This window comes from Rosettibacter primus, from assembly GCF_036860675.1.
GTDB lineage: Bacteria > Bacteroidota > Ignavibacteria > Ignavibacteriales > Melioribacteraceae > Rosettibacter > Rosettibacter primus.
In genome coordinates this window covers 1-15,000 of record NZ_JAYKGK010000011.1, presented here as the reverse complement: position 1 = coordinate 15,000, position 15,000 = coordinate 1, and the positions used below count along the sequence as shown (strand labels likewise).

8 protein-coding genes are annotated in these 15,000 nt (G+C 34.4%); all 8 read left to right on the top strand.

Annotated elements, in window-relative coordinates; all coding sequences use genetic code 11:
* The first annotated feature begins 131 nt into the window (after positions 1–131).
* On the top strand, positions 132–1,064 hold the full coding sequence (locus VJY32_RS12215) for an ABC transporter ATP-binding protein (RefSeq protein ID WP_353678204.1): 933 nt from the start codon (positions 132–134) through the stop codon (positions 1,062–1,064).
* Between the two features lie 9 nt (positions 1,065–1,073).
* Entirely contained in the window at positions 1,074–2,339 is a 1,266-nt protein-coding gene (locus VJY32_RS12210; protein WP_353678203.1) for an ABC transporter permease, read from the top strand.
* 1,827 nt (positions 2,340–4,166) lie between these two features.
* Complete coding sequence (gene rpiA / locus VJY32_RS12205) at positions 4,167–4,928, top strand: ribose-5-phosphate isomerase RpiA (RefSeq protein WP_353678202.1); 762 nt, start codon at positions 4,167–4,169, stop codon at positions 4,926–4,928.
* A 760-nt stretch (positions 4,929–5,688) separates the two neighbouring features.
* Positions 5,689–5,868 carry a hypothetical protein gene (locus VJY32_RS12200; protein ID WP_353678201.1) on the top strand — a complete coding sequence of 60 codons (180 nt, stop codon included), beginning with the start codon at positions 5,689–5,691 and terminating at the stop codon, positions 5,866–5,868.
* Between the two features lie 9 nt (positions 5,869–5,877).
* The gene (locus tag VJY32_RS12195; protein ID WP_353678200.1) at positions 5,878–6,288 is read left to right on the top strand and encodes a four helix bundle protein; all 411 of its coding nucleotides are present in this window, start codon (positions 5,878–5,880) and stop codon (positions 6,286–6,288) included.
* Positions 6,289–6,291: 3 nt separating this feature from the next.
* Positions 6,292–6,744 carry a hypothetical protein gene (locus VJY32_RS12190; RefSeq protein WP_353678199.1) on the top strand — a complete coding sequence of 151 codons (453 nt, stop codon included), beginning with the start codon at positions 6,292–6,294 and terminating at the stop codon, positions 6,742–6,744.
* A 224-nt stretch (positions 6,745–6,968) separates the two neighbouring features.
* Complete coding sequence (locus VJY32_RS12185) at positions 6,969–14,021, top strand: FlgD immunoglobulin-like domain containing protein (protein ID WP_353678198.1); 7,053 nt, start codon at positions 6,969–6,971, stop codon at positions 14,019–14,021.
* Positions 14,022–14,122: 101 nt separating this feature from the next.
* On the top strand, positions 14,123–15,000 hold an 878-nt coding region (locus VJY32_RS12180), incomplete at its 3' end, for a cohesin domain-containing protein (RefSeq protein ID WP_353678197.1).

Genomic DNA, 15,000 nt, shown 5'->3' with positions numbered 1-15,000 from the left:
AGGTGCAAAGAACGCAAAGTAAACATGTTACAACGGGAAAAAATCTGTGAAAATCATGTCTCATCTGTGTTCTAAAAAACAGGCGACACAGATTAATAAGAATTATTTATTAAAAAATATCAGGAGAGAAAATGACCTATTCCCTCGAAGTTAGAAATCTTACTAAAAAATTTGACAACATCACTGCAGTCGATAATGTCTCATTTGAAGTTCCAGATGGCTCAATTTTCGGATTAATCGGCAGAAACGGCGCAGGCAAAACTACAACAATTAGAATGATGATGGGAATCTATCTCCCCGATAATGGTGAAGTAGTTTTAAGAGGTGTAAAAGTTGGTCAGGAATTTAAAAATAATGCAGGCTATCTGCCCGAAGAAAGAGGTCTTTACAAAAAAATGAAAGTTCTTGATACACTCCTTTACTTCGCTGAACTAAAAGGAAAATCAGGAAAAGAAATTCAAAGACGAGCAGAAGATTATCTTCAAAGATTTGATTTATACGACAGAAGATTTTCTAAAATTGAAGACCTCTCAAAAGGTAATCAACAAAAAATTCAATTTATTACTACAATACTTCACGACCCTGAATTTATTATACTCGATGAACCTTTTAGTGGACTTGACCCGATTAATACAAATCTTCTAAAAGATATTATACTTGAACTGAAACAAAAAAAGAAAGTTATAATTTTCTCTACTCATCTTATAGATTACGCAGAAAAAATGTGCGATTATGTTGCCATAATTGATCACGGAAAACTTATTCTTAAAGGTCCACTTGACGAAATAAAATCAAAATATGCTAAAAGAAATGTAAGTCTAACTTACGAAGGGGATATCTCATTCTTAAAAGGTCATCCAATTGTTGAAAAAGTTGAAGACTTTGGCAATACAACCGGCATTCGTTTGAAAGAAGCAAATCAAACTCAGGAATTATTAAAATTGTTAATCGAAAAAAATGTTATAATAAAAAAGTTCGATGCTAACGATATTTCACTTCATGAAATTTTTATAGAACTTGTCGGCAAAGATGATGAAAACAAAAATTTCATTTCAAAAAATTGAGGGATTAAAATGATTAACTACAGAGTTTTGGCAGTTATAAAAAGAGAATTAAAAGAAAGACTTTTTTCAAAAACTTTTATTGTAATGACACTTCTTATCCCGGGCTTAATTGTAATAATGTTTGGCATACAAGCATTGTTATATTCAACTGAAAGCAAAAATCTTAAGTTCGAACTGATAACTGAAAATCCGGATTTGATTTCGAAATTTGAAAATGAATTCAGTCATGAAAGTTTTGTGACAAATAAAAATTACAAGTTTATTTACAGCTCGATGCCAAGAGAAATGTTTAATGAATATTTGAAAAAGAAACGTCAAGAAATTGCCGAAGAAAAATTAACTGGAATAATATTTATTCCAGCATCTGCATTGAAAGATAAAAAGATTGAGTACTATTCAAAGTCGCCGCAAAATATTTCTCTTTCACGAGAACTCGAAGGACCAATTAACAAAGTTCTTATTGATTCATATTTTATGAATAGAACTTTGACTCAAGAAGAACTCGATTTTGCTCGAAGAGGAATTGACTTTGCTGCTTTCAAAGTTTCTAAAGATGAAAATATTCAAGAAGAAGGTTATGGAAATATTGTTCTTGCATATGCATTTACATTTTTGTTATACATTAGTTTATTGCTTGTTGGACAGATGACAATGCAATCTGTAATTGAAGAAAAGAGTAATCGAATTGTAGAAGTTATTCTTTCATCTGTTAGTTCAAGAGAATTAATGACAGGAAAAATTTTAGGAGCATCAATTACAGGTGTAGTTCAAATGGGTATATGGCTTTTAACAATTATGGCAGCGGCTTCTTCAGCATGGTATACTTTGCCGGAAGATATTGTTCTAAATGTAAAACCTGATGTTGTTATTTATGTGTTGACTAATTTTTTCATTGGATTGATTTTATTCATATCACTCTTTGCAACTGTTGGAGCTATATTCGATAATCCACAGGATGCATCTTCAGGAACTACTCCAATAATTATGTTGATAATTATTCCATTTTTTATTTCAATGTCAATTATGGAAAATCCGAATAAGCCTTATGCAGAAATTGCATCGTTATTTCCATTTGCTTCTGTAATTGTAATGCCTGCAAGAATGAGTTTGATTGATGTTCCACTCTGGCAATTAATTGCATCCGTCATAATAAACATTTTAACCATAATTTTAATATTTCCAGTTGCTGGCAAAATTTATCATGTAGGAATTTTAAGAACAGGTAAAAAGCCAAAATGGTCAGAAGTAATTAAGTGGTTGAAATATCAATATTGATTTAATGTTGCTTAGCGATTCCTTTGCGTTCTTAACGTTTTTGCGATTAAAGAAAACGCAAAGGACGCAAAGAAGAAATCTGTGAAAATCTTGTTTTATCAGTGTCATCGGTGTGCAAAAAATATTGTATATACAAGAAATACAAAATAAATAATACGTGTAACTATGCGAAATCCGCAAGAAATAAATTTCACAGCTGACTACAGTCATTCTGAATGGAACGAAGTAGAAAGAAGAATCTCATAAAAACAAAAAATGGAATTAGATTCTTCGTCGTCCGCCTATCGGCGGGACTCCTCAGAATGACAGGAAAAATTTTAATTGTCATTCTGACTCGCCGAAGGCGAGGAAGAATCTCTTAAAAACAAGAGAATGAAGTCATACTGAGTCCGCTGCAGGCAGACGAAGTATCTCAACAAAAAAGACGGTATAACAATTTAGTTTTTTAATTAATATAACTAATCCCCCGAGAAATACTTTGAGCTAGATGTCCCTCTCTTTTTAAGAGAGGGATTTAGGGTGAGTTTTTTATGATGATTGAATTGAAAATAAAAAGTCATTCTGAATGAAGCGAAGCGAAATGAAGAATCTCTAAAAAATAAAAATTGTTTTAGATTCTTCGTCGTCTGCCTATCGGCAAGACTTCTCAGAATGACAGGGAAAAAGCGTGATTGTCATTCTGACTCGCCGAAGGCGAGGAAGAATCTCTTAAAAATGAAGAATTGGTTTTAAGATTCTTCGTCGACCACCTTACGGTGGGACTCCTCAGAATGACAGGAGAAAAATAATACTGTCATTCTGAATGAAGCGAAGCGGAATGAAGAATCTCTAAAAAATAAAAGAATAGTTTTTTAGATTCTTCGTCGTCTGCCTATCGGCAGGACTCCTCAGAATGACAGTAGAGAAGTGGAATTATCATTCTGACTCGCCGAAGGCGAGGAAGAATCTCAAAGAACATGAAGGAATGATTTTAAGATTCTTCGTCATTTGCCTTTGGCGAATTCCTCAGAATGACATGGAAATTATAAATGTCATTCTGAATGGAACGAAGTGGAATGAAGAATCTCTAAAAAAATGAAAAATGTTTTTTAGATTCTTCGTCATTCGCCTTTCGGCGAATTCCTCAGAATGACAAGGGAGGGATAATACAGTCATTCTGAATGGAGCGAAGCGGAATGAAGAATCTCTAAAAAATGAAAGAATGGTTTTTTAGATTCTTCTTCGTCTGCCTATCGGCAGGACTCCTCAGAATGACAGGAAAAATAAAATTGTCATTCTGACTCGCCGAAGGCGAGGAAGAATCTCAAAGAACGTGAAGTAATGGTTTTAAGATTATTCGTCGTCCACCTATCGGCTGGACTCCTCAGAATGACAGGAAAAAAATAATACTGTCATTCTGACTCGCCGAAGGCGAGGAAGAATCTCATAAAAATAAAAATGGTTTTTAGATTCTTCGTCGACCACCATTAGGCGAACGAAGAATCCCATAAAAATACCATGTCCCCATTTTTCCATTATTCCAATATTCCATCATTCCAATTTTCCATTATTCCAATCTTCCATTATTCCAACCTTCCAACCTTCCATCATTCCAACTTTCCATTATTCCATCATTCCAACATTCCAACCTTCCAACTTTCCATAATTCCAACCTTCCATCATTCAATCATTCTTTATTGTCTCCATTCATTAATCCCATGTAACTTTTTACCTTCCCTGCGAAAATTATTCGCATGCCAACAAAAATTATTCTAAATTTATAAACCAAAAATTAAGATTTTTATTCTGGCACAATTATTTCTTTAAAACTAAACTCGGAATTTCAGAATGGATAAAAATTTACTGAAGAAATTAGCTGCCGAAAAAGCAGTTGAAGAAATTAAAGATGGAATGATTATCGGATTAGGCACTGGTTCTACAGCTAAATTTGCAATTGAAAAAATAGCAAAAAAAATCAGGGAAGGACATTTGAACAATATCTACGGTATTCCAACATCAAAAAGAACCGAAGAACTTGCCATTAATCTTGGCATCCCTGTGATGTCGTTAAATGAAATTTATCTTAAAAATCAAAATAGTAAACCAATTGATATTACAATTGATGGAGCTGACGAAGTAGATACAGATTTGAATTTGATTAAAGGCGGCGGCGGTGCATTGCTGCGTGAAAAAGTAATTGCTCAGAATACAAAAAAATTTTTGGTTGTTGTTGATGAATCAAAACTTTCAAATAGATTAGGAAAAAATTTTTCTGTCCCCATTGAAGTTATACAATTTGCATTTGAAAGTGAAAAGAATTACTTGAAATCATTAGGCGCAGAAGTTAAGGTAAGAAAAAATGAAAATGATGAATTTTATGTTACAGATGAAGGGAATTATATATTAGATGTAAATTTTGGTGAGATAGAAAATCCAGCAGAACTTGCAAATAAATTGAATGAAAGAGCAGGTATAGTAGAGCATGGAATTTTTTTGAATGATTTAGTTGACAGTGTATATTGTTCTTTTCATGATGGTGTGAGAATTTTTTCTCGAAGTAATTCTGGGGAATCAACGAGAAATGAGTTTCACGCAGATGGACGCAGATAGTCGCGGAAAATAATCAGCGCAAATCTGCGAAATCTGCGAGAGATAAGTTTCACACGGATTATATGACTTATGTAGTCATTCTGAATGGAGCGAGGTGGAATGAAGAATCTCTAAAAAAATGAAAAATGTTTTTTAGATTCTTCGTCATTCGCCTTTGGCGAATTCCTCAGAATGACGAAATGATATCAGCGTAAATCCGCGAAATCTGCGAGAAATAAATTTCACGCAGATTAACGCAGATGGACGCAGATAGTCGCGGAAAATAATCAGCGCAAATCTGCGAAATCTGCGAGAGATAAGTTTCACACGGATTATATGACTTATGTAGTCATTCTGAATGGAGCGAGGTGGAATGAAGAATCTCTAAGAACATGAAGTAATGGTTTTAAGATTCTTCGTCATTCGCCTTTGGCGAATTCCTCAGAATGACAAAATGATATCAGCGTAAATCTGCGAGAAATAAATTTCACGCAGATTAACGCAGATGGACGCAGATAGTCGCGGAAAATAATCAGCGCAAATCTGCGAAATCTGCGAGAAACAAAAATCACGCAGAGATTAACGCAGTGTCGTTGAAATAAAATAGCAAGCTTTGTGATTTTGGTATTGTTTACATAAACATAATGAAAAAAAGTTTGACAAGGTGATTTGAAATGACTAACTTATTACACGAAAATGAAAAATTATTTAAAAAAATTGTTGACAAGTTTAAAAGCAACTATTATTTTAAACCAAAACTCTACATAAATTTTGTAAGTTATTGAAAAACAAGAATAAAAGAGAAAATATAATATTGGAAAAATGGAAAATTGGAATAATGGAAAAATGGGGAAAAATAATGGAAGGATTGAAAAATGGAATTATGGAAAAATGGGCTCAGCCCAACATTCCAACATTCCATTATTCCATTATTCTTATTTCCATCGATCTGTTATTTTGAGGTACTGAATTGATTAGAAAAAATATTAACAGAGGATATACGAAATTAAGAGTATGGCAAGATTCAATGGAGTTATTTAAATTGATTTACAACATTACAAAAAATCTCCCTTATGAAATAAATAAAATAAGAAATAATACTTTAGATGCAGCTAATAGTATTGTTAGAAATATAAGTGAAGGATATTGCAGAAAAAATTTAAGAGAATATCTAAACTTTCTTAATATATCTTTAGGTTCTTGCGGTGAATTAAATGCAGCAATGATATCATTAAAAGAAATAAATGTTATTAATGAAAAGGACTTTGAAAAATTTGATGTTTTGCATTATAAAGTTGAAAATGAATTAATAAGCTTGATAAAATCATTGCAAGAAAAACAAATGAAAAAAGAATGGGAAGATAGTTTTGTTGAATTATAAAAAATGGGAAGAAGGAAGGATGGAAAAATGGAATTATGGAAAAATGGAAAAATGGGTTCACCCAACATTCCAACATTCCATTATTCCAACGCAGAGACACGAATTGCAAGCAACAATATGGAGTTTAAAAAGGATGGAAAAATGGAATTATGGAAAAATGGAAAAATGGGTTCACTCAACATTCCAACATTCCATTATTCCAACGCAGAGACACGAATTGCAAGCAACAAAATGGAGTTTAAAAAGGATGGAAAAATGGAATTATGGAAAAATGGAAAAATGGGTTCACCCAACATTCCAACATTCCATTATTCCAACGTAGAGACACGAATTGCAAGTAACAAAATGGAGTTTAAAAGGATGGAAAAATGGAATTATGGAAAAATGGAAAAATGGGTTCACCCAACATTCCAATATTCCATTATTCCAATATTCCAGCATTTAGTTATTTCTTAAGTTTTTATTTTTAACTCAGTTAACAGAACAATGAAAACATTAATTAACAACATTAACAAACAAAATAAGGAGGTAAAACCGAATGAAAAAACCAGGACCAGCTTAAGGACGAGGGCTTATCCAAACGGAGCTTGTCAAAGTTTGTTTGTGTGTGTAAATAATACACTTTTTTATGTTAATCTTTTTTAGTAAAAAATATTTCTCAACCAATTAGGGAGAAAAAAATGAAGTTAAACAATATTTTATCAAAAGTAGGCCTGCTAGCATTATTATTAATAATGTTTGCGGCAAATACTTTTGCACAAACGTATTATGTAAGTACAGGTGGAGATGATTCCTTTGGTAATGGTTCTCAAAGTAATCCTTGGAGATCTATTACTAAAGCATTAACGACTGCTCCAACTGGTTCAACTATCTATATTGAAGCCGGTACTTATAATGCAACGTTAACAGGAGAAACCGAACCTGTTACATTAAGTTCTGCTAAAACATTAACCTTAGTAGGAACTGCGGTTGGAGGAAATACAACCGTTTCAATCCCAGCAGGTTTTGTATTAAATAATTCAAGTGCAGTTGTTAATATGGGATTAACAGGAACGGCTAAATTTAATTTGGGTACAACTGCAAATGCTCTAAAATTAACAGCTGGTACTATGAATATAGCAACTGCTAATGTTGTATTAGGTAGCGGAGCTACTTTAACAATAACAGACGGTACTTTAAATGCGCCTCCTACAACTGGGACGAATACCAATGTTACATTTAATGGTACTAATGCAATTGGTTCTACAGCAGCTTTTTTGCCATCTAATTTGGGTTCTGGTACTTTGACAATTGATAAATCTTCAGGCTCAATAACAATTGATAACTCTTCATTGAGTGTTGGTAGTTTAACTATTGCAGGAACGAATGCAGTAGCTGTTACAATAACTGGTAATTTAACCGCAGGTAGTATTGTTCAGAATAGTAATTCTAGTCTTGCTCTTAATGGGAACGTAACAATTTCTATTGGGGGTGATATTACAAATGCTGGAACTGGAACTTTAACTATTGGAACAGATGCTTCAAAAATATTAACAATGAGTTCAGGTCAAACTCCGGGACCTGGTCAAATTGTAGTTAATGGTGGGGGATCTGTAGTTGTTAATTCATCAGTTACTTATAATGTAAAGAATGATGAGGATGGTACAGGGAGTGGTGATGGTGCTTCATTATCATTAGTAATATTCAATGTTAGTAGTGCTAGTAACTTAACTGTAAATGGCAATATTACATTTAACAATACAAACGTAGCTTCTTCTGACGGTAAAAATGCCGTAAGTCATACAGTTACTTTATCTAACTCGAGTTCTGGTAATTTAACAATTAATGGAAATATTACTACTCCACTTTCCTCTGTTACATTTTCAAATCCTACAGGCGGTAATAATAATGCATTCATTAATGTGATTCTATCAAATACAGGTACTGGTAACTTAAGTGTAAGAAGTGCTGCATTAAGAGGTGCTACGGGAACAAATGGTGTTATTAACACAGGTGGTGGTACTATGACTTTGGGACAGAGTGGTGATACTTTCACAACTGGTTTTGATGTATCTCAAAATAGTTCTTCTTCTAATTTAATTATTAATGCTGCTGCAACATTTAACGGTGATTTTACCAATACAGCGGGGTTGGTAACATTAAATACAAATGTTACTATAGCTGGAACACTTACTAACGGTGGCAATATAAAACTTAATTCTAATACACTTACTCTAAGTAAAGGTACAAGTGCAGGACCTGCAGTAAATGCATTAACAAATAATGGTGATATTTTTTCAACTTCAACTGCTACTATAGGTAATGGAGTCATTAAATTAACGGGTAAAGCTTCTACAATTGCAGGGACAGGAAATCTTCCAAACATAGAATTTGCCGGAGGTAATGCAAGTAGTCCTACTGCTTATCCAGCTATAACTAATGGTGCTACTATTTATGGTTATTTAAAAGTTACAGGCGGCGGAACACTTAATATAAATGGTGCTACAGTTGTTAAAGGTGATGTTAATATGGTATCGGGTAGCATAACGCTTGGTGCTAATCTAACTGTAGAAGGTAATTTTGAAATGCCACAAGGCACATTTTCTTTCGGATCTTATACACTTACACTGAAAGGAAATTTCAATCGTACTGGAGGTACGATAGATCAAACTGCTGCAGGTACTGGAACTCTTAATTTTGCAGGCTCATCTTCCCAAACTTTTAATCCTGGCGTTCAAATGTTTGTTTATAATGTTACAGTTAATAATACAGGTCCATATTTACAAAATGTTATTGCAAATGATGTCGTTACAGTAAATGGTGCATTATTTGTATTAAAAGATTTTACGATAAATTCTGGACACGTAGCATTAGGTAGCAGTAACATAAGAATGCAACAAGCAGGCGCAAACAGTGCAAGATTCACAAATAATGGCCGAGGATATAGTTATACTGGAGAAGGTGGAATTATATTTGAAGGGTCAGGTGCTAATTCTGCTGGGGCAGGAGATGGTGCTGTTATTACAGGTTCTCAACCATTTTCTAATATTTATGTAAGATTAACAAACCCTACAAATAATGTTTATTGCCTAGGTGCAGTAAAAATATCAGGTAAAGTATCTTTAGATGCTGGAGGTATTATTTGGAATGCAGCTGATGATGGTGCCGATTTATTCTCATCATCTACTTTGACTTTGGATGATGCTTTAACTACACCAACTGTAGTTATTAATACTAATAATACCCATGGCTCGCCTTATTTAGTAGATGGTGCTGATGGTGGTGCTGTTGCACTTGCAATTACTTCTGTATACAATCTTACTTATACAGGTAATACAAACAGAACAATGACTACCACTGATTTTGTTGATGGTAAAGTTAAAGATTTGACAATACAAGCAGGTAGTTCATCAAAAACAATAACCTTTATTGCAGCAAATGCTGAAATTAAAGGAAATTTAACTGTTGATAATGGTGAAACATTAGATTTAACTAACGGTGCTGCAAGAACATTAACTGCAAGTAGCAATACTGGTGCGCATGTTGTTAATGGAATAGTAGCTAATGGTACTCTTAAAATTACTGGAACAGGTGCTTCTTTAACAGGTGGTTCAGGTACTGGCAATGCTTCTAGAGTTGATAATCTTGAAATTGCACCGGCAAGTGGTGGAACGTTTACATCAACAGGAATGAAGAATTTTGGTACTTTGACTGTTAATCAAGCAGCTCTTACTGCAAATATTACAATGAATTCTTCAACTGCAACGGTTGGAACATTTACAAATACAGCAGGGACAACTAATTTGAATATGAATTCTACTGCTGTAAGTTTAACAACTGTTTCAATTGCTGCAGGAAGTGTAACGTTGACACTTAATGGTGGTGCTGCTTCAACAAGAACAATAAGTGGTAATGTTTCTATATCAGGTGGTACTTTAACATTAGGTTCTCATATTGATATATCAGGTAATTTAAGCCATACAGGTACAAGCACTATTGCATTGGGTGATTATAATCTTACCTTAGTGGGTGCTTATACACATAACAATACAGCAGTAATAACAGCTAATAATGGTCAATTTATTGCTGCGCCTCCTGCTGCAACTGATAATAATTACACTCTTACTACAGCAGTAACTATTCCTAACTTTACATTAAATGCTGCTGCTGGAACTGGAGAAATAACTCTTGTTACAAATGGACTGACAGTATCAAATTCTTTCAGACATACACAAGGTGTTTTAGATCTTGCAACATTGCCATTAACTATAAGCGGTAATTCTTATACTTATACTGCTGGTACCTATACTGCTTCTGCTGCAACCGGTAAAGTAATTTTAACAGGCAGTGCATTAAATATAACTGCAGCAGGAAATCCAATTTATCCATATCTTGAAGTAAATTCTAATGGTACCGTTACATTCAAATCAAGTGATATGACAACCCCAACTCCAAGAACATTTACCGTTACTAAAGCATTTACACATACAAAAGGGAATATAGAACTTGAAATTAATGATTTAGCAGTAACAGATGATGGTAGTTCTAATGCTACATATACTACTGCATCTACAGCTGGATCAGTTACTGGTACTTCAACAGGTTCAAATATTGGTGAAATTGTATTAGGTGGTACAATAGCTGGTGGTCAAAATCTTACATTAGCAGATAATTATTCAGTATCCAATATTAAGATTTCTGCTAATGGTGGAGTTACCAAAACAGATACTAAAGTACTTACAGTAAATAATAACTTTACATTAAGTGCCAACTTTACATTTTCTAATAGTGCTCGTTTAGTATTAGGTGATGGAGCAACAATTACAAGAACTGCAGGTGTTTTTGATCAAGTTCCAACATTTGGAACTACTGTAAATGTTGTTTATAATGGTACATTTAGTACTGATAAGGAATTACCAACAAGCGCATCTGTATTAAATAACTTGACAATTGCTGGAGGATCTCCTGTAACATTAAATGCAAATGCAACAGTAAACGGTACTTTATTCCTGCAAGGTGGTACACTTTCTTGCGGAACAAAGGTGCTTACAATAGCAGATGGCGCAACAATCAATAGATCAGGTGGTGCATTTGCTAGTGGTGCTAATGATAAACCAACAGTAACTACATATAAGTTAGTATATTCAGGAAGTGGTTCTGAAATTGTAACAGATAAAGAATTTGTAAGTGGAAAAATTAGTGAACTTTCAATAACTATGAGTGGTAATGGTGTAAGATTATCTGCTGATGGAACTGTTGGTTCATTCAAAATGAGTCCTACAGGTTCTGGTGCAGCAAGTGTTTATTTTACACCAGGACAAGATAACGGTGTTAAAACATTGACTGTAACAGGTGATGCAATAATTAATAATGGTATTATTTCTACAAAAGATGCCGCTTCATCTAATACAAATGCAGGAACATTAATTGTAAAAGGTAATCTTACAGTTAATGGCGGTTCTTTAGGTACTGTCGGGGCAGATGATGGTGCTGGTGTAGATGGTGGTCTAAATTTAGAATTTGGTGGAAGTACAGCACAGAATATTCAATTACCTGGCAATACAACCATATATAATCTTACATTAAATAGTACTGGTACAACAGCTTCTGATGTTGTTGTTAATGTTTCTGGTGGCAATCTTACCATAACCAATTTATTGACTTTCAAAAATGGTATCTTAAATATGGGTACCAATACCTTATATTTACCACGTCCTACAGTAGCTGCTAATGGTGGTTTAGCATTTGATAGAAGTGCTGTTACTGTTGGCAAATTTGGACATGTAGTTGGTAAGGTTAGTCGTCCAGCTAATACAAGTGATGGTCAAGCAGGTACAAATGGTAGATTTGAATTTCCAACAGGAACACTGAGCGGTCAATATAGACCTGCAGTAATAAACTTTACTCCAAGTTATCCTGTTGCAAATCCAGTAAATATTGAAGTAAAACATGTTGATGAATCACCATTAGGAACAGTTAATTTACCATTAGATGGTGGTAATGGTGTTAAAATAGGAAATTATGCAAAATTCTATTGGTTAGTTAATACAACACCATCAAGCTTAGCATCAACACAAAACTTTGATATTGAATTACAGGCTAATAATATTGGTTATCCATATACAAGCGATTCACAATTAAGAATAATTAGAAGACAGGATGGTAATGCAGAAAGCAATGCTTGGAGTATGCAAGGAACAGCTTCCAATTATTCTAATTATCAAGTAGTACAGGGTAGTGATACAACTGTAATTGTAAGAACAACATCTTCGCAGGGTGGTCTTGTATATCAAGGTAGCAGATTCGCAATTGGTGTTCCAACAAGAGCTCCAATCTTTACTGCTCCAACGGCTTCTTCATTTACAGTTAACGAAGCTGATTCATTACAGATCCAATTCACTGCAGATCCACAAGATGTTGGTGAAACTGTAACATATACACTAGTTTCTGCTCCATCATTTGCAACAATGACAACAAGTGGACTTGTAAAAGTTAAACCAGGATACGCAGATGGTAGAACAGCTCCATATACAATTACAGTTCGTGCTACAGATAGTGGTGGTCAAACTACAGATAAGACAGTTAGTGTAACAGTAGTAAATGTTAATAGAGCTCCAAGCTTTACTGCTACTGGTGCTTCTACAAAACCGACTGCTACTGTAAAGAATACTGAAGTATTCACATTTACATATACTGCAGTTGATGCAGATGGTGATGCATTAACTTATTCTGTTGCAAGTGTATCTCCAGCTCCAGCAGGTACATATAATATTTCTGCTTCTCTCGGTACATTAACATTTACCCCTGCTGTAGCAGATGCTGGTAAAGACTTTACATTTACAATTAAAGCAAAAGATGCAAGCGACAGCACAACAACAACTACAGTTGTAACTGTTACTCACAGCTTAGCAAAAGGTGACTTGAACGGCTCTGGTTTACCAGATGCTACAGATGCTTCTGATATATTGAAATATGTAGTTGGCTTAACACCAATTACTGATCCAGAAAAATTATACGCTGCAGATGTTAATGGTGATGGTGAAGTTGGTGCTTATGATGCAGCATGGATTCTCTACTATGTTGCAAATGGCAGCTGGCCATCTGCAAAGATTAGTGCTGCAATGGGTAATGTTGAATTCGAAAGAGCTTCAAGTGAAAAAGGTGTAATTTCATTGCCATTAACATTGAAGAAGACAAGCGGCGTAGTTTCTGTATACACCGAAGTTCAATTGACTGATGCTGTAGAATTCAAGGGTGTTTCAACATCATTGCCAGAAGGCTGGGTTGCTTACTCCAACTTTGCAAATGGAGTTCTCAAGATTGCTATGGCTGGTACAACTCCATTGAAAGATGGTAATGTTGCATTGATTAACCTTAGCTTGAAAGACAAAGAAGCACAAGTTAACTTGAATGCAAGTGCTAAGTTGAATGACCAGTCATTTGGTATGATGTCCGTAAAAGTAAAAGAAATACCTGCTGAATTCTCAATCAGCCAGAACTATCCAAACCCATTCAACCCAACAACCAGCATTAAATATGCTATTCCACAGGATGCAAGAGTAAGCTTGGTTGTTTATGATATGTTAGGACAGGTTGTTAAGACCTTAGTAGACCAAGAACAAGAAGCTGGTTACTATACTGTAAGATGGGATGGAACAAATAATTTTGGTAGCAAAGTATCTTCCGGCATCTATATCTACAGAATAGTTGCTGGTAAATATACTTCTACCATGAAGATGAACTTACTGAAGTAATTGCGCTTGATGAATAGACGGATGGGGCGGATTAAAACCCGCCCCATATATTAAAGTTTGTGTGTGTAATTAATAATGTGGAAAATTAAAAGAGGTAATAAATGAGAAATATAAAAATAAGCGTTGTAAAGTTTCTGGCTCTTTTAGCCGCAATGCTTATGTTAGGAACGAGTTCTTTTGCACAGGTCAGTGTTACTTTTCCTACTGTTTCTGGTGCATCAGGAGTTCAAAAAACAGGCGCAATTACTGTAGGTGATTTGACTGGTAAGAATGTTATATCATTCCAATTTACTTTGTCGTATAATAAAAATATTGTAGTTATACCCGGAGTAGATGCAACAGGAACGCTAATAGAAGAAAAAGGAAATCTTACAGTAAATGCAGATACAACAAATGGAACTCTTTCCGTAGCATGGGCACATAGTTCGGCTTTATCAGGCCAAGGAACTTTACTAAAATTAAACATAAAATTTAAGAATGCTGGTACTACTACTTTAGATGCAAGCAGTTCATTCAAATTCAATGCTGGTAATCCAGCTGCATCAGTAGTAGCAGGTTCTGCACAAACAGCTGCTGTTCTTATTCAAGGTGGTTCTGTTACAGCAGTTGCAGGTGATAATATTGTAATACCTATTTTGACAACAGCTATTACAGCTGATCAAAAGGTATTATCTTATGAATTCACCGCATCATTTAATAAAGACGTAATTGAAATAACAAATTATGATTTAGAATCTACATTAAGTTCTGGTGGAATAGCCGCAATTAATGTAAATAATACTACTGGAACAGTAACCTTTTCATTAGCAAGCGGTTCATATATTACAGGAAGTGGAACATTATTGAAATTAACAGGTAAAGCAAAAGCAGCTGGTAGTTCTCAATTAACATTTACTTCATTCAAATTTAATACTGGAACTCCAGGTGCAACAGCTGACCCTGCACAAATTGTAGTTGCAGAAGCAAATGTAGCTCCAAC